At 53.9% G+C, this 17,011-nt stretch carries 13 protein-coding genes; 10 read left to right on the top strand and 3 right to left on the bottom strand.

All coding sequences use genetic code 11. From position 1 onward, the window contains the following. Positions 1-200 precede the first annotated feature (200 nt). Positions 201-2,684, top strand: coding sequence for a TonB-dependent receptor (locus MUN86_RS08090; RefSeq protein ID WP_245123929.1), 2,484 nt, complete (start codon positions 201-203; stop codon positions 2,682-2,684). Positions 2,685-3,215: 531 nt separating this feature from the next. Further along, positions 3,216-3,566, top strand: a complete 351-nt coding sequence (locus MUN86_RS08085; RefSeq protein ID WP_245123926.1) for a TonB-dependent receptor plug domain-containing protein — start codon at positions 3,216-3,218, stop codon at positions 3,564-3,566. A gap of 88 nt (positions 3,567-3,654) precedes the next feature. On the opposite strand, the gene porX is transcribed toward MUN86_RS08085, so the two are convergent. Then, a complete protein-coding gene (porX, locus tag MUN86_RS08080; RefSeq protein WP_245123923.1) occupies positions 3,655-5,223 on the bottom strand; it encodes a T9SS response regulator signal transducer PorX in 1,569 nt (522 codons plus the stop codon). Between the two features lie 449 nt (positions 5,224-5,672). Between porX and MUN86_RS08075 the strand changes: the two genes are divergently transcribed. From MUN86_RS08075 to MUN86_RS08050, 6 genes are all read left to right on the top strand, one after another. Further along, on the top strand, positions 5,673-6,830 hold the full coding sequence (locus tag MUN86_RS08075) for an HD domain-containing protein (RefSeq protein WP_311181809.1): 1,158 nt from the start codon (positions 5,673-5,675) through the stop codon (positions 6,828-6,830). Between the two features lie 323 nt (positions 6,831-7,153). Beyond that, the gene (lpxD, locus tag MUN86_RS08070) at positions 7,154-8,194 is read left to right on the top strand and encodes a UDP-3-O-(3-hydroxymyristoyl)glucosamine N-acyltransferase (RefSeq protein WP_245123920.1); all 1,041 of its coding nucleotides are present in this window, start codon (positions 7,154-7,156) and stop codon (positions 8,192-8,194) included. 111 nt (positions 8,195-8,305) lie between these two features. Then, complete coding sequence (locus MUN86_RS08065) at positions 8,306-9,700, top strand: bifunctional UDP-3-O-[3-hydroxymyristoyl] N-acetylglucosamine deacetylase/3-hydroxyacyl-ACP dehydratase (protein ID WP_245123917.1); 1,395 nt, start codon at positions 8,306-8,308, stop codon at positions 9,698-9,700. A 129-nt stretch (positions 9,701-9,829) separates the two neighbouring features. Beyond that, a complete protein-coding gene (gene lpxA, locus MUN86_RS08060) occupies positions 9,830-10,627 on the top strand; it encodes an acyl-ACP--UDP-N-acetylglucosamine O-acyltransferase (protein WP_245123915.1) in 798 nt (265 codons plus the stop codon). Beyond that, positions 10,617-11,249, top strand: a complete 633-nt coding sequence (locus MUN86_RS08055; protein ID WP_245123912.1) for an ABC transporter ATP-binding protein — start codon at positions 10,617-10,619, stop codon at positions 11,247-11,249. The genes lpxA and MUN86_RS08055 overlap by 11 nt, the downstream gene beginning before the upstream one ends. A gap of 329 nt (positions 11,250-11,578) precedes the next feature. Beyond that, positions 11,579-11,932, top strand: a complete 354-nt coding sequence (locus MUN86_RS08050) for a hypothetical protein (protein ID WP_245123909.1) — start codon at positions 11,579-11,581, stop codon at positions 11,930-11,932. A 129-nt stretch (positions 11,933-12,061) separates the two neighbouring features. Here the strand turns inward: MUN86_RS08050 and MUN86_RS08045 are convergent, their stop codons facing one another. Together MUN86_RS08045 and MUN86_RS08040 are read right to left on the bottom strand one after the other, a co-directional pair. After that, positions 12,062-12,628, bottom strand: coding sequence for a DUF4197 domain-containing protein (locus MUN86_RS08045; protein WP_311181808.1), 567 nt, complete (start codon positions 12,626-12,628; stop codon positions 12,062-12,064). Positions 12,629-12,962: 334 nt separating this feature from the next. Continuing rightward, a complete protein-coding gene (locus tag MUN86_RS08040) occupies positions 12,963-13,790 on the bottom strand; it encodes a DUF4197 domain-containing protein (protein WP_245123907.1) in 828 nt (275 codons plus the stop codon). A gap of 98 nt (positions 13,791-13,888) precedes the next feature. Here MUN86_RS08040 and MUN86_RS08035 point away from each other — a divergent pair, with 98 nt between their 5' ends. Beyond that, positions 13,889-15,154, top strand: coding sequence for a competence/damage-inducible protein A (locus MUN86_RS08035; protein ID WP_311181807.1), 1,266 nt, complete (start codon positions 13,889-13,891; stop codon positions 15,152-15,154). Between the two features lie 321 nt (positions 15,155-15,475). Beyond that, positions 15,476-16,930 (top strand): dihydrolipoamide acetyltransferase family protein, encoded by a 1,455-nt coding sequence (locus MUN86_RS08030; RefSeq protein WP_245123904.1) that lies wholly within the window; start codon positions 15,476-15,478, stop codon positions 16,928-16,930. Positions 16,931-17,011: the final 81 nt, after the last annotated feature.

The raw sequence follows: 17,011 nt of genomic DNA, 5'->3' as shown, positions 1-17,011 counted from the left end.
CGAACCTTTTCGTAGAACACTTTTAGCACTTCCCTTGCCTCTCTGCCGATGCCCTGAGGGGTAATTCCCGGTCTCGCTGCCTCTGTCTTAGGATTTTAGTCCACTGTCACGAATGTGCTCAGCAGGGAATCTGCGTCCCTTACTGTGGGCCACTGCACCAGCATACACAACTGTATTTCAAACCCTTATACTGTTTATCCATGGAAACATTTGCGTTTCTGCGGCTACGGCTGCACTTGCCTTTCAGTATCTTCTTGTTGGTTGGATTGCTCACTGCCTCTACTAGTAGTGCACAGAACACGGGTGCGGTAAGTGGTACAGTGCAAGAACCGTCAGGCCAGGCCGTGGCGTTTGCCACCCTCACCTTGCACCGCGCTGCCGATTCAGTGGTTGTAAAATCCGAGTTCAGTGACGATAAAGGCAGTTTTCGGCTGGCGCCGGTGGCAGCAGGCCGCTACTTAGTGCTGGCTTCGCAGGTAGGTTTTGTGCGTCGTTGGAGCGCGCCGTTTGAAGTGGCTGGGGCAGAAGTGAAACTGCCAGCCATGACGCTGCAAGCCAGTGGAGCTACTAACCTGAAAGAAGTAACAGTGGTGGGGCAGAAACCCATGTTTGAGCGCCTTGCCGACCGCACCATTGTGAATGTAGAAGGTAGCACGCTGGCAGCCGGAGCCAGCTCGCTAGAAGTGCTTGGCCGCTCGCCCGGCGTGACCGTAGACGGCAACGATAACTTGGCTTTGAAAGGCCGCCAGGGCGTAATGGTGCTCATTGATGGCAAGCGTCAGCCCATGACGGGCTCTGAGTTAGCGGATTATCTGCGTGCTCTCCCCGCCGACCAAGTAAAAAGCATCGAGCTCATCACTAATCCGCCGGCCAAATATGAGGCGCAGGGCAGCGCGGGCATTATTGCTATCAATCTCAAGAAAGACCAGCGCCAGGGCACCAACGGTACCCTGAACGCCAGCTACGGCCTCGGGCGCTACGGCAATGGTAAGTACATTGCGGGCTTGTCGGCCAACCATCGACACAAGCAAGTAAATTTGTTTGGTAGCTACTCCTACGCCGACCGCGAGAATTTTGGAGCCCTCACTATCAACCGGGATTTTTTCAGCTACCCCGACCAACAGAAGCAGTTTGAAGGCAGCACCCTACAGGAAAACTTCAGCCACAGCCTAGGCCGCTCGCACACCTGGAAGGCCGGCCTCGACTACAACCTCGGCGAGAATACAGTAGTGGGCGGCACCGTCAATGGTCAGCAATACAACACCGTGCAGGATGGCACCAACGATTCCAAGCAGCTAGACGCCTTCGGTGGTCCGCAGAGCCTCTACCGCTCCACCAACGACCGGAGCTACGTCACGTCCAACGTGGCCGCCAACCTCAACTTCCGCCACACCTTCTCCACCGATTCGGCGGGTGCCCGTGAGCTAACCGCCGACGCCGACTACGCCTACTACGACAGCCGCCGCTTACAACAACTAAACACGCTGTTCACTTTTCCCAAAGATTCAACCGATTTGTTGGACGGCAACCAAAAAGGCAAGCTTACTATCCAGTCGGTGAAGGCGGACTACACGCATCCTATTAGTAAGCAACTGCGGCTGGAGGCGGGCGGCAAAGTAAGTTGGGTACACTCCGATAACGATGTGCTGTTTCGGGTGCCGGGGCCTGATGGCATTGGGTTGGTGCGAGACCCACTCCGCTCCAACCACTTTATTTATGATGAGAACATCAATGCGGGCTACGTCAACGTGAACTACACTCTAACTGGCTGGACGCTGCAAGGCGGCCTCCGCGGCGAACATACAGACGTAACCGGCCGCCCCGAAGACCCCAAAGACAACTTCGACCGCAATTACTTCCAACTCTTCCCAAGCGCCGCCGTTAAGCGCACCTTCTCCGACAAACACGAAACCTCCTTGTCGTTGAGCCGCCGCATCGACCGACCTTCTTATGGGCAGTTGAATCCATTCCGGACGTACATAGACGCTACCACCTTCGGTGCTGGCAACCCGAACCTACGCCCCCAAACCAGCTACAATTTCGAGTTGACGCATACGTTCCGCCAGAAATACAGCATCGGCCTCAGCTACAGTGTCACCTCCGACCCTATCATCGGCACGGTGCAGCCCGCCGACGACAGCACCCGCGCGGTGGTGTCGACCAGCCAGAACTTGGGCCAGCAGCAATACGTGGCCCTTACGCTGAACGCACCGCTGGAAATAGCTAAGTGGTGGACTATGAACAACAACGTGGTGGTCTACTACAACCACTTCACCGGCAACCTAGCTGGCACGAACCTGAATGCAGGCAAGGCCGCTTACAATGTCAACTCCACCAGCACGTTCCCACTAGGTAAGGGGTGGACGATTGATTTGACGGGTAGCTACCAGTCGCCGGAGGTGTACGGGTTCTTCCGGCTGCGGCCCCAAGGGCAAGTAACCGCAGGCATACAGAAATCGGCTTGGGACCGGAAAGGCACCTTCAAGCTCAACGTCACCGACATCCTCTACACCGGCGTAACCCGGGCCACCTCCACTTACAACAACTACGTCGAGCGTTTCTACCAGCGCGGCGACTCCCGTGTAGCTACCTTTTCTTTCTCCTACCGCTTCGGCAACGAGAAAGTGGCACCCACCCGTCGCCGCCAAGGAGGCGCCGAGGACGAGAAACGCCGGGCCGGCTAAGTTTGATTATTCTTCAACAGCATTATCTTGCTTCCATCTGAGTAGACAACTCAGTTTGAGACAAGTATGAAACGCCACCTCTCCACTTGCCACGAATTGTAGGTATCAACTACAATTCAAATGAAACAACCGAAAAAACGTTGGGCTTGGACCGCCCGGCAACGCGGGCGCGCAAGATTCTGTCGCCGTAATTTCAAACCAAGTGCTAGCTTCCTTAAACAGTTGTGGATTGTGCACCGTGCCCACACTCGCAAGGCACTTCACCAAGTACTGTGTGGCGCTGAAGAAACAACGGTTCAATTTCCCTATCACCACAAGCACAACGGTCATTGGCTGTCTTAGTTGCAAAAGAGGAACGCTTAGCCAAGCGTTCCTCTTTTGTTATACTCTGCCTATCAGTTGATTACAAATAACGAAGAAGTAAACGAAGATTACTTGTGTGAAATGAAGCTTGTTGCGGCATCTACTAGAAGAGCAAGAACGCCGCTGATTCTGCCACCTAGTAACAGTTCAATTCTCTGATTTTCTTCTATGCCCTTCCCTACCAACTTTCTTGTTGCAATAAGTTTGCTATTAGTATTTACGCAAACCGCTCATGGCCAGCTTCCAGATGATCTTCAAGTAATAAGGGCTCAAAATCCAGACTCTATTAGTAAGAATCTTCCTATCACCTGTAGACCAATTCGGCAAACTAGTAATGAGCCCCTACATATTATAGACGGAGCACCTGCTACACAAGAGCAGGTTTACGCGTTAAACCCAAACCAAATAAAGGAAATCAATGCCCTGAAGGGTCCTGAAGCAACAGCAATTTATGGCTCACTCGGTGTTAAAGGCGCTCTAATAATCACCACGAAGAGACGTTTCAGAACAAACAGATAAAACGCTGATTTTCTGACAAGTAAAAAGCACGAGGCGAGTTGCAATGCAGCCCACCTCGTGCTTTTTACTTGCTATGATTTGAATCCTTCTACCCTTTTGGGGTCAGCGTGATATAGGGGATTATACATTCCTCCAACGAAATGCCGCCGTGCTGGAACGTGTCCTTATAGTAGTTCACGTAGTAGTTATAGTTGTTGGGGTAGGCGAAGAAATAGTCGCCGACTGTGAAGACGTAGGCGGTGCTCACGTTTTCGCGAGGCAGGAAGATGCGCTCCGGCTTGCGGACCGTGTACACGTCCTTGCTGTCATCGAAGCCGAGGTTTTTGCCGTGCTTGTAACGCAAGTTGGTGTTGGTGTTCCGGTCGCCTACAATCTTGTACGGGCGCTTCACACGGATGGTACCGTGGTCGGTGGTAATGATAAGCTTGCCTTTGCGCTCGGAAATCTGCTGGAGCATTTCGTAGAGCGGCGAGTGCAGAAACCACGAACGGGTGATGCTGCGGTACGCCGACTCATCGGCGGCTAGCTCCCGAATCATGGCCATGTCGGTGCGGGCGTGCGAGAGCATGTCCACAAAGTTGTAGACGATGATGTTCAGCTTGTTGTTGTTGTGCAGGTTGGCCATTTTGCCGAGCAAGTCTTTGCCGGCTTGCAGGTTGGTTACCTTGTTGTAGCTGAACTTCTGCTTCTGGCCGGCCTTCTGGAAGTTTATTTCCACTAACTCGGCTTCGTGCAGGTTTTTACCCTCGTCATCGTCGTCCCACACCCACAGGTTAGGGTATTTCTTCTGGATATCACCGGGCATCATGCCCGCGAAGATGGCGTTGCGAGCGTAGGCCGTGGTAGTGGGCAGAATGGAGTAGTACATTTCCTCCTGATCCACGGTGAATAATTCGGCGATAATCGGCTCCAGAATCTTCCACTGGTCGTAGCGCAGGTTGTCGATGAGCACAAAGTAGACGGGCGTGTCGCCGGTGGCTTTCATGAGCGGGAACACCCGGTCCTTGAACAACTGGTGCGACATGAGCGGGGCATCCTTGTCGTCGCCATTCACCCAATCCTCGTAATCCTCGGTGATGAAGCGGCCAAAGTAGGTGTTGGCCTCGTCTTTCTGCATGTTGAAGACGTCGGCCATGCTCTTGCCTTCCGTCTCATTAATTTCCAACTCCCAATACACCAGCTTCTTGTATACATCGGCCCACTCACTCGGCGTGAGGCGGTCGGAAAGCTGCATGCCGAGTTGACGGAAGTCGCGCTGATAGCCAGAATTGGTTTTTTCGGAAACCAGGCGCTTGTTGTCGAGCACTTTCTTCACCGAGAGCAGAATCTGGCTCGGGTTAACGGGCTTGATGAGGTAATCGGCAATCTTGGAGCCGATAGCCTCTTCCATTATGTGCTCTTCTTCGCTCTTGGTTATCATGATTACCGGCACGGTCGGGCGCACGGCTTTTATTTCTGTCAGGGTTTCGAGGCCGGTAAGACCGGGCATGTTCTCATCTAGGAATACGATGTCGTAGGTCTGCTCCTGGATTTGTTCGATGGCATCGGCCCCGGAATTAACGCCCGTTACATCGTATCCTTTTTCTTTGAGGAAGAGAATGTGGGGCTTGAGTAGGTCGATTTCATCGTCGGCCCAGAGTATGCTATACTGTTGCATATGGGTGGTTGGGGAGGTGAATGCATGTACTGCCAACTAACCAGTTGCTAGTCGGCGACTCATTTAACGAGCTTCAGCAGGTAGTTGCAACGCCCGCAGTGCAGTTAGACTACAAAGAGGCCACTTGGCTTAAACAGGTTGCAACTGAAGTTTCGTAAGTAGCTTTACTGCCAATCCCTGGTTTTTGATTTAAAAAATTACTTCCAACCGATATTCCCATCAAACTCCGCCGTAAAGTAGCGGAAAATACTTGGGTTCTGTTGCCGCTGAAAAAAGCGCGAAGCTCCAGCCTCGCGTCTCATCGCACGAAATTCGTTGGTCCGGCATCCTTTTCATCCGTTCCCCGATGCGCGAAGCTGGAGCTTCGAGCTACTGCTTATGAACAAGAAGAAAATCTTCAACGACCCGGTGTATGGCTTTGTAACTATCCCACGGAGTTGTTGTTCGACTTGATTGAACATTCTTATTTTCAGCGTCTTCGGCGGATTCAGCAGTTGGGTCTCACGATGTTCGTATATCCGGGGGCACTGCATACGCGTTTCCACCACGCCTTAGGCGCCATGCACCTCATGACGCTGGCCCTGCGCACGCTCAAAGACAAAGGCATCAAGATTTCGGCCAAGGAAGGCGAGGCCGCTATGGCGGCCATTCTGCTCCACGACATCGGCCACGGCCCCCTTTCCCACGCTTTGGAGCGCAGCATTTTCCACGACGTCAATCACGAGGAAATCAGCCTGCACCTAATGCGGAAGCTGAACGCCGAGTTCGACGGCGCCTTGGATTTGGCCATCGATATTTTCCAAGGCACTTACCACCGACCATTCTTCCACCAGCTAGTCAGCAGCCAGCTCGACATGGACCGGCTCGACTACCTCAACCGCGACTCGTTCTACACCGGGGTGCAGGAAGGCCGCCCCGGCGCTGACCGCCTCATCAAGATGCTGACCGTGGTAAATGAGCGGCTGGTGCTCGAAGAAAAGGCGGTGTACAGCATCGAAAACTTCTTGGTGAGCCGCCGCTTGATGTACTGGCAGGTGTACCTGCACAAAACCGTCACGAGCGCCGAGCAGATGATTATTCGCATCATGCAGCGCGCCCAAGACCTCACCCGCGCCGGTCATAAAGTACCCGCCTCCCCGGCCCTGCATTTTTTCCTGGCCAAAGCCGTATCACAAGCAGAATTCGAGGCCGACGATGCTATCCTGCGCCGCTTCACCCGCCTCGACGACACCGACGTGTGGAGTGCCGTAAAGTTGTGGGCCGACCATCCCGACAAAGTGCTGAGCTACCTCGCTCAAAGCATCTTGGATCGACACCTGTTCAAAATCAGCCTCCAAACCGAAGCCTTCGATGACGACTTTCAAATCGGTATTGTCGAGCTGATTGCCGAGCGGTTTGGCCTCTCTCCCAACGACGCGGCCCAACTCATGATTGCCGGCCGCATCAGCAATAACGCCTATGACGCCGACGGCCAAGACACGATTGATGTGCTAACCAAGCGTGGCCGCGTGGTGAACGTAGCCGAAGCCTCCGACCTGCCTAACATCAAAGCCCTCGGCCAACGCGTCGAGAAGCATTATATCTGTTACCCTAAAGAGATATTATAATGTTAAGCTCAACTCAAAGCCCGTCATACTGAATTTACTGATGCATTTTATCTGCCGACTTTGCCACGCTATTGTCATGCTGAGCACAGTCGAAGCATCTCGCTCGTGTGGTAACCTAATTCAGCACCACAACGTCAGCACGCGAGATGCTTCGACTGCGCTCAGCATGACCGTGACTTTGACAATATTTTCCAACAGCATCACGCTGGCTAGGTACTTCTGTTAGCAGGCGTTAGGCTGTGCAGAATGGCTGTAAACCTTTATTGCTGTCCTGCATAATTGAGCACGATGCACCAGCACCAACTTTTATCTACTTTTGCCCGATGGAATTTACGGTAGGCCAGATAGCAGAAGTGCTGCGCGGCGCAGTGGAAGGCGACGCGTCCCAGCGGATTGATCGGCTGGCAAAAATCGAAGAAGCCCAAGCGGGTTCTCTTTCTTTTCTAGCCAACCTGAAGTACGAGCCACACCTCTATACGACCGGTGCTTCGGCCGTTATTGTGAGTCGCAACCTAGAGTTGCGCCAACCCGTCCAAACCGCGCTAATCCGCGTCGACGACCCTTATTCCAGTTTTACCACGCTGCTGGAGTTTTACCAGCAAGCAACTCGCACTGGCCGCCGGGGCGTGGAGGAGCCGAGCTTTATGGGGACCAACTCTACCATCGGCGGCAACCACTACCGCGGGGCGTTTTCCTATATCGGTGAGAATTGCCAGATCGGCGATGATGTCGTGATATTTCCACACGTGTTCATCGGCGACCGGTGCAAAATTGGCAACGGCACCATCTTGTATGCCGGGGCGAAAATCTACGCCGAAACCGTAATTGGCGAGCGGTGCACCATCCACGCGGGCGCTGTAGTCGGTTCCGATGGGTTTGGATTTGCTCCGCAGCCTGATGGTTCGTACCGAACCATTCCGCAGATTGGCAACGTGGTATTAGAAGACAACGTCAGCATTGGCGCCAATGCTACAATTGACTGCGCTACGATGGGTTCCACCGTCATCCGGGAGGGCTCAAAGATTGACAACTTGGTCCAGATTGCGCACAACGTAGAAATAGGACGGCACACGGTAGTAGCCTCACAAAGCGGCATTTCGGGCTCCACCAAAATCGGAGACTTCTGTGTATTGGCGGGCCAAGTCGGCTTGGCCGGCCACCTGACGCTGGCGAATCGCACTACTGTTACGGCACAATCGGGTGTGGGCAAGTCTATTAAAGAAGAAGGACAGTTTTTGCAGGGTGCTCCGGCCTTCAATTTGCGTGATAGTCTGCGGGCGCAAGCCGTTTTTCGGCACCTACCCGATTTGGAACGTCGCATCACGCAACTAGAGCGCCGTACGAACCCGCCGGAAAAGTCCTAGCTTTGTCGCTGTAAGTGCCGCTACACGTTGTAAGTTTGGCGGCCTTTTCATTACCTGTTTTTTCGCCTTCTTCGCTTGCAGCTTACAGCTTATTGCTGATAGCTACCCAAAATGAACGACAAGCAACATACCATCAAGGCTCCCGTGACGGTAAGCGGCATCGGGCTGCACACCGGCGTTCAAGCCACCATGACGTTTTGCCCGGCTCCCGTAGGCCACGGTTACCAGTTCCAGCGCATGGATTTGCCCGATCAGCCTATTGTAGTGGCTGACGTAGACAATGTAGTAGACCTTTCGCGGGGCACCACCATCGAACAAAACGGAGCCCGCGTCAACACTGTGGAGCACACGCTGGCGGCCTTGGTCGGGTTGCAGATCGACAACGTTCTCATCAAACTCGATGGCCCGGAGCCGCCTATCATGGATGGTTCCAGTTATCAGTTCATCCAAGCGCTGGAAGACGCTGGCCTAGAAGAACAAAATGCATTGCGCAACTTCTACGAGATTCCTGAGGAAATTCGCTTCGTAGACAACGGCCGTGCCGTGGAGCTTGCCGCGCTTCCTCTCAACGATTACCGCTTGACGGTAATGGTGGACTACAACTCCCCCGTGTTGGGCTCTCAACACGCCTCGTTGACGGACATCAGCTTGTTTAAAAATGATATTTCCAGCTCGCGAACTTTTTGCTTTCTGCACGAGCTAGAGGCACTCTATAAACAAAACCTCATCAAGGGCGGCGACCTAAGCAATGCTATTGTGGTAGTGGACCGCGTAGTGAGTGAAGACGAATTGAGTGAACTAGCCACCATGCTCGGCAAGCCCAAAGTGGCGGTCAAGAAGGAAGGCATCCTCAACAACGTAGACCTGCGCTACAAAAACGAGCCCGCCCGCCACAAGCTCCTTGACTTGGTAGGCGACTTAGCGCTGGTGGGTAGGCCGCTGAAGGGGCAGATTCTAGCGGCTCGGCCGGGTCATGCCGCCAACGTAGCCTTCGCCAAGAAGATTAAGAAGAAGATGATGGAGGCCAACTCCTCCCCCGTGCCGCACTACGATCCTGCGCGTGAGCCGGTCATGGACATCAACCAGATCATGCAGGTACTGCCTCACCGCTACCCGTTCCTGCTGATCGACAAGGTGATTCACCTCGACGATACGTCGGTGGCCAGCATCAAAAATGTAACCATCAATGAGCCGTTCTTTACAGGCCACTATCCTGGCAACCCCGTATTCCCGGGTGTGCTGCAAGTAGAGGCTATGGCCCAGACGGGTGGTATTTTGGTGCTGAATACTGTACCGGATCCAGAGAATTATACCCCGTACTTTGTGGGCATCGAAAATTGCCGCTTCCGCCGCATGGTGAAGCCCGGCGATACTATCATTTTCCGCTGCTGGTTGCTGGCTCCTGTCAAGCGCGGCATTGCGAAGATGAGAGGTCAGGCTTTTGTCAATGGCAAAGTGGTAATGGAGGCTGAAATGAGTGCCGCCATCGTACGTAAAGACGCTTAATATTTTAATTCTGAGTTTTGAATTATGAATTCTGAATTGACAACCACGTTGGGCAATATGTCGGCTGGTCTGAATCGTTCATTCAATTCATAGTTCAGAATTCATAATTCAGAATCTCTCCTCCTCCGAATGAACCAGCCGCTCGCCTATATCCATCCCGAAGCCAAAATCGCGCAAAACGTGGTTGTGGAACCTTTCACAACCATTGATAAGGATGTGGAGATTGGGGAAGGTACCTGGATTGGTCCGAACGTAACAATTATGTCCGGGGCCCGCATCGGCAAGAACTGCAAGATCTTTCCGGGCGCCGTTATTGCTGCCATTCCCCAAGACCTGAAGTTTGCCGGCGAAAAAACTTCGGTTATTATCGGCGACTACACCGTCATTCGGGAGTGCGTGACGGTAAACCGTGGCACTGTAGATCGATTGAAAACTGTGGTAGGCTCTAATTGCTTGCTCATGGCCTATGTGCACGTTGCTCACGACTGCATCGTAGGCAACCATTGCGTGCTGGCAAACGGGGTTCAGCTTGCTGGTCACGTAGAAATCGGGGACCATGCCATTATCGGTGGCACTTCGGCGGTGCATCAGTTTGTGAAGGTAGGTCAGCACGCTATGGTCTCAGGGGGGTCGTTGGTGCGTAAAGATGTTCCGCCCTTCGTGAAGGCCGGGCGCGAGCCCCTCACTTATGCTGGCATTAACAGCATTGGACTGCGCCGGCGCGGCTATTCCGACCAGAAAATTTCCGAAATTCAGCAGCTATACCGGTTGCTATTTTTAGGTGGCATGAACAACAACGACGCACTTGACAAAATTGAGTTGGAATTAGCGCCCTCGCCGGAGCGCGACGAGGTAGTGAACTTCGTGCGTAATTCTGGACGCGGCGTAATTAAGGGCTACTCGCGCAACGGCAACGGTGCAGATTGAAGCTACCGGGCTTGGCAAACGCTACGCTCGTGAATGGATTTTCCGGGGCCTGACGCACACGTTCCAATCGGGTTCCGCCACGGCTATTTTGGGCCCCAACGGCGCGGGTAAAAGTACACTGCTGAATACCCTTTCGGGCCAGCAACTTCCCACGGATGGCACGTTGGTCTACCAACATAAGAGCCAAACAGTACCTGTAGAAGAGGTCCCACCCCTGCTGGCTTACGCCGCGCCGTATCTAGAGTTGATTGAGGAGCTCACGCTGACCGAGTTATTGCATTTTCACACTCGTTTCAAGCCACTGAGGCCGGGGATCACGCAGCAGCAACTAATCGAGCTGATGTACCTCGAAAAGTCCCGTCACAAGTTGGTGCGCGACTTTTCCTCAGGCATGAAGCAGCGCCTAAAGCTGGCTTTAGCGCTTTATGCTGATACTCCCCTGCTCCTCCTCGACGAGCCTACTACCAATCTTGACCGTGCCGGCGTAGCATGGTATCTAGAACATGTGCGCGCAACGCTGGAAGGGCGCACTGTGCTCGTATCCAGCAATGTGCCAGAGGAATACAACTTCTGTACCGAGCAATTAAACGTGACGGACTTTGGAGCAAGAGCCGCCCGGTAAATCACTTTTGCCTGCGGTTAAGCCGGAGTTATCACTAGGAAAAGCCGGCTGAGAAAGCACTTCTCTTCAACAGGACAGCCTATTTAACTGAGCTTTGGCGCTGGAAGTCATCGAGCCTTTTGAATTTAGCGAGTAACCCTCTGTTTTGCAGCTATATGAAGCAGAGAAGTACTAACTCACTTCATCGAAATAATGCCTACTTACAGGTCCAGCCTGTGCTTTTTACCATCTCGACCACTAACCCAAAACCTTCCGTCACGTATCTTCGCACCGGTAACCTTGCCATTAGAGCTAATTTATTATCCACTTCCCAAGCCCCTGACAAGGCCATGAGACAATACGACGACCTCGACGACGACGACCTGGATGACGACGACCTGGATAGCTTCGCTAAAACTGGCGGCAGCAAAACCCGTGGTTCTTCCGAAGATCAGCTTTCGGCTAAATATGCCGATTACCTGATGTGGCGTGATACAGGTTCCTCCCACGACGAGGCGCTGGACCTGGCCAGCATGACCGAAGAAGAATATACCACTGCCGAAGCCGCCGAAGATCCTGACGGTAGCCGCGGATTCAGCAGCCTCGACGATGACGATGATGACTTCGACGATGATGACGATGACGACCTAGGTGGTTCAAGCCGCCGCAGTGGCCGCAGTAGCTTCGACGATGATGATTTCTAAACCTAGAGCTTAACCTTTTAGGCTCTTGAGGTAAAACGGTCCTGCCACCAAACCAAACAGCCCGCGCTACATAGCACGGGCTGTTTGGTTTGGTGGCAGGACTGTTCTGTGGTTGCCAGTAGTGCTCTACTAGCTTTTGCTACCAAAAACCCGCTTCAATAGTTCGGTAGTGCGGGCCACGGGGTTCTCGCGGATATTGGCTTCCTCTTGCGCAACGAGGGTGAACAATCCGTCGATAGCCTTGCCGGTGGCGTACTGGTTCAGGTCGGTTTGCACGGGCGTTACCAGCGGAATTTTATTGTAGCGGGTCGAGAGGTCAGTGTAGTAGCGGGTGGCCCCTACTTTATCGAGGCTCTGCTGAATGATGGGCTTGAAAGCCGTGGTGAGCTGCGGAGTGGTAGTGCGCTGCAAATACTGCGTAGCCGCATTTTTCTCACCGGTCAGGATATTCCACACGTCCGTAAACGTCAGGCTTTTGATAGCCGATAAAAAGATAGGCTTGGCACTCTTAGCGGCGTCTTCTGCCCCCCGGTTCAACGACAGCTCGAACTTATCAACCTGGCTGCCGAGCCCGATAGAACGCAATGTATTGGCAACGCGTTGTGCGTCGGGCGGGAAGGGAATGCGGATGAGGCGGTTGAGGTAGAAGCCGTCTGTTTTGGAAGCTTGGTCGGTGCCTTTGCTGATGCCTTGCACCAGCGCTTCTTTGAGGCCATTGGCTGTCTCGGTGTTGGTTAGGCTGCCGTGGCTCGTGCTCGTTGAAGTGGTGGACGTCTTGGGGTCGGCAGCTTGATCTGGCCAATTTTAGGCAAAGAAAATATTTGAGCGGACGCGCTGAGTTGCAACCCTAGCAGCACGAGTGGTAAAGCGAGAAAACGGCGGTAGTTCATGGCGAGAAAGACGAGGTACTGATTGTGGTTGGTCTTTTGCAGAAACCGGACCAAAACAAATGCAGCGCCCTGTAGCGTGGGAATTTGCTCCACGCTACAGAGCGCCACAACTACAGCACGGCTTTTTAGTGCACTGACAGTTACTTTCCGAAAACTCGTTTCAACAGTTCACTACCGCGCGCAGCAGGGTTAGCTCTAATCTTTGCTTCTTCGGCGGCTACCAACGTGAAAAGGCCGTCTACCGTCTTCTGAGAAGCATAAGGCGTAAGCTGTGGTTCCAGCTTGGTAACAAGCGGAATCTTGTTGTAGCGGCCCACCATTTCGGCGTATAGCTTGGTAGCACCCGTTTGCTCCAACGACTGCTGAATAATAGGTTGGAAAGCAGTTTTGAGTTGATCGGCAGTTTTCCCGTACAAGAAGGTGGTAGCCGCGTCTTCTTCTTTGCTGGTAGCCAGCCCAAGTGCATCCTGAAAACTTAAATTTTGAACAGCACCCAAGAAAACAGGCCCGGCCTCTTTGGCGGCCGCCTCGGCGCTCCGATTCAAAGCCACCTCAAAGTTGTCGACCAAAGCGCCCAAACGCAGTTTGCGCATCGTAGCCGCTACCAACTCGGCTTCGGGCGGAAACGGAATACGGATGTCGGTATTGGCGTTGAAGCCGTCGGTGGCAGAAGCCTGTTCGATACTGCGCGTGATGCTTTGCGTAAGAGCTTCTTTCAGGCCACTATTCGCTTCCGAATCGGTGAGCGGCGCTTTTACAACGGCGGCTACCGCGGCGGCAGCGGTGGTTTTGGCCGTTGTGGTTTTGGTGGTCGTTGTTGTTTTAGCTGGCGCTTTAGCAGCAGGCTTTTTTGTTGTAGTGGTCTTTTTTGTGGTGGTAGTTTTTTTGGCTGTGGTTTGAGCCTGAACCACCAGCGGAGCCGCCACGCTCAAGGTTATGGCAAGAGTTAATGCGCGAAAACAATTCATAATAAATAAAAGACTAAAACCAGACCGCCCTCGTGGTGGTCTTACGCGTCGTGGCACCAAATTGCGCCATTTCCCTCTCCTATCCTAACCTCTTCCTTATGCCCATGCTCCCCGACGTTGAAATTATGACCATTGGCGACGAACTGCTCTACGGGCAGGTTATCGACACCAATTCAGCCTTTATGGGCCAAGAGTTGGCCACTATTGGGTTGCGTGTCCGGCAGATTTCCAGCGTTTCCGACCGTGCCGATGAAATTGTAACTGCGCTTGACTTGGCTCGCCAACGAGCCCAAGTGGTGCTCATCACCGGTGGCCTCGGGCCGACCAAAGACGACCTCACCAAGCACGTGCTGGCGCGTTACTTTCACAGCGAACTGGTGCTGCATCAACCCACCCTCACGCACGTCGAGGACATATTTCGCCGTTTCAACCGCCCCATGCTCGAAGTGAACCGGCAGCAAGCCATGGTACCCGCTAACTGTGAGGTATTGTTCAATGCCGTAGGCACGGCACCGGGTATGTGGTTTGAGGACGCAGGAACGGTGTTCGTGAGCATGCCCGGTGTACCGCACGAAATGAAGTACCTGATGACCGAGCAAGTGCTGCCGCGGCTGCAAACTCGCTTTCAGGTGCCGCCCATCGAACATGTGGTGGTCCAGACCATTGGGTTAGGCGAGTCGTTTTTGGCTGAAAAAATAGCGAATTGGGAAACCGCCCTGCCCCCGAATATCAAGCTGGCGTACCTGCCCTATTTAGGTGGGGTCCGGCTGCGCCTTACGGGCCACGATGACGGGTTGCCTCATTTGCGGCAGCGGATGGAAGCCTTGTTGCCCGAGTTACGAGCAGCCATTGGCGAATACATTTTCGCGGAAGGTGAGGTGAAGATCGAGGCCGCTGTTGGCCAGATGCTGCAAGCACGAAGTTTGACGGTGGGCACAGCCGAAAGCTGCACGGGGGGCTTACTCGCGCACAAAATCACGAGTGTACCCGGCAGCTCTGTCTACTTCCGCGGTAGTGTGGTGGCCTACCACAACGACATAAAAATGCAGGAGCTAGGCGTGCTGCCCGAAACATTGGCTGCGCACGGAGCCGTGAGCGAAGCCACCGTCCGGGAAATGGCCGAAGGTGCCCGCCGCCGGCTCGGCGTTGACGTAGCCCTTGCTACCAGCGGTATTGCCGGCCCCGACGGCGGCACCGAAACCAAACCGGTCGGCACTATTTGCATTGCCTACGCCGATGCCAATCAAACTGTTAGCCGCCAATTCACTTTCAACCGCGGCCGCCAGCTCAATGTGGAGTATACCGTCACCATGGCGCTGAACCTGCTACGCCAGAATCTACCAACTATTCCAAAGGAAGTGTAGCAACACTACGTTTTAGTTAAGCCCACCTCCTGTCATGCTGAGCTTGTCGAAGCATCTCGCGTGCTGAGGTTGCCATGCTACCTGAGTTTACCACACGAGCGAGATGCTTCGGCTGCGCTCAGCATGACAATACCTCTACAACGTCAGCACGCGAGATGCTTCGATAAGCTCAGCATGACCGTTACTACAGCAACCAAGGTATCAGTCGGCGCAGCTTAGTATATCAGTGGTACGTAGACGCCCTTGGCGTTCGGGTTTTCGGTTACCTTTGAGCTCGAAAACTCCCCACCCAATAATTAACACAACCCCTATCCCTACCGCATGGCACGAGTGGAAATGGTGATGCCCAAAATGGGCGAAAGTATCATGGAAGGCACCGTTCTGAAATGGCTCAAGCAAGTCGGCGACACGATTGAGCAAGACGAATCGGTGCTGGAAGTTGCAACCGACAAAGTAGATACCGAAGTACCCGCTATTCAGGCCGGCGTGTTGCAGGAGATATTGGTGCAAGAAGGCCAAGTAGTAGCGGTAGGAGCACCCATTGCCATTGTGGAAACCGAGCCAGCCAGAGCCGATACCGCTACTCCGGCGGCCGCCCCCGCAGCGCCTGCTTCCACTTCCGCTGAAACACCTGCTGTTCCCGACAATGGCGTAGCCGAAGTTCCGTACATACCTGAACCTGGTACCACTGCGGAGCAACCCACCGCGCAGCCGCAACCGGGCCGTTTTTACTCGCCGCTCGTGCTCAGCATTGCGCGCGAGGAAGGTATTTCGATGGCCGATCTGGAATACCTACCCGGCACGGGTAGCGAAAACCGCGTCACGAAGAAAGACATTCTTGACTACGTAGCTGCTGGTAAAAAGCCCCTGGTCGCGCAAGCTGCGGCACCCCAACCGGCGGCCCCAACGCCTGCGCCGGCAACGCCAGAAGCTAGTGCTCCAGCTACTGCCACGCCCGCCCCGCAAGCTGCTCCTGCCGTTCAAGCAGCGCCCACTCCTGCAACTGCAACGCCACAACCCGCAGCCAGCAGCCAATCCGCAACCAAGGCTGTACCATCTATCAGTGGAAACCAGGAGCTGATTGAAATGGACCGGATGCGCAAGATGATTGCGCAGCGCATGGTCGATTCCAAGCGGATTGCCCCGCACGTCACGTCGTTCGTGGAGGCCGACGTAACAGACCTTGTGAACTGGCGCAACGCAAACAAGGATGCCTACAAGAAGCGCGAGGGCGAGAACCTCACCTTTACGCCTATCTTCATTCAGGCTATTGCCCGCGCCATCCAGGATTTCCCCAACATCAATGTGTCGGTGGAGGGAGACTACATCATCAAGAAGCGCGACATCAACATTGGGGTAGCCGTAGCCTTGCCTTCCGGCAACCTTATTGTACCCGTGATTCACAATGCCGACCAGCTTAACCTCAACGGCCTAAGTAAGCGCGTAAACGACCTCGCCAACCGGGCCCGGTTAAACAAACTCAAGCCCGAAGACCTAGAGGGCGGCACTTACACCATTTCCAACGTCGGCTCGTTTGGCAATGTGATGGGTACGCCCATCATTATGCAGCCGCAGGTAGCTATTATGGCGGTGGGTGCTATTAAGAAGAAGCCAGCCGTCATCGAAACCCCGCAGGGCGACTTGATTGGCGTGCGGCAATTCATGTTCCTGTCGCACTCCTACGACCACCGCGTGGTTGATGGCTCGTTGGGCGGCATGTTTGTGCGCAAGGTGGCCGATTATTTAGAGCAGTTTGACCCAAATACGGCTATTTAATTGTTGCAGGGTTGTGTGTTGAATTGTTGGCTGTTCTACAATTCGCTGAAACAGTTAACCATCCGACAAGTACCCATTCAA

Source organism: Hymenobacter volaticus, from assembly GCF_022921055.1.
In the GTDB taxonomy this organism is placed as follows: Bacteria; Bacteroidota; Bacteroidia; order Cytophagales; family Hymenobacteraceae; genus Hymenobacter; species Hymenobacter volaticus.
Note: the sequence above shows the minus strand (reverse complement) of the source record. Positions and strands in the feature narration are given on the sequence as shown.

What these genes read in the sequence shown, in the direction of transcription:
- MUN86_RS08090 (WP_245123929.1), top strand. Translation starts at nt 201, where the DNA reads ATGGAAACATTTGCGTTTCTGCGGCTACGGCTGCACTTGCCTTTCAGT.
- MUN86_RS08085 (WP_245123926.1), top strand. Translation starts at nt 3,216, where the DNA reads ATGCCCTTCCCTACCAACTTTCTTGTTGCAATAAGTTTGCTATTAGTA.
- porX (WP_245123923.1), bottom strand. Translation starts at nt 5,223, where the DNA reads ATGCAACAGTATAGCATACTCTGGGCCGACGATGAAATCGACCTACTC.
- lpxD (WP_245123920.1), top strand. Translation starts at nt 7,154, where the DNA reads ATGGAATTTACGGTAGGCCAGATAGCAGAAGTGCTGCGCGGCGCAGTG.
- MUN86_RS08065 (WP_245123917.1), top strand. Translation starts at nt 8,306, where the DNA reads ATGAACGACAAGCAACATACCATCAAGGCTCCCGTGACGGTAAGCGGC.
- lpxA (WP_245123915.1), top strand. Translation starts at nt 9,830, where the DNA reads ATGAACCAGCCGCTCGCCTATATCCATCCCGAAGCCAAAATCGCGCAA.
- MUN86_RS08050 (WP_245123909.1), top strand. Translation starts at nt 11,579, where the DNA reads ATGAGACAATACGACGACCTCGACGACGACGACCTGGATGACGACGAC.
- MUN86_RS08040 (WP_245123907.1), bottom strand. Translation starts at nt 13,790, where the DNA reads ATGAATTGTTTTCGCGCATTAACTCTTGCCATAACCTTGAGCGTGGCG.
- MUN86_RS08035 (WP_311181807.1), top strand. Translation starts at nt 13,889, where the DNA reads ATGCCCATGCTCCCCGACGTTGAAATTATGACCATTGGCGACGAACTG.
- MUN86_RS08030 (WP_245123904.1), top strand. Translation starts at nt 15,476, where the DNA reads ATGGCACGAGTGGAAATGGTGATGCCCAAAATGGGCGAAAGTATCATG.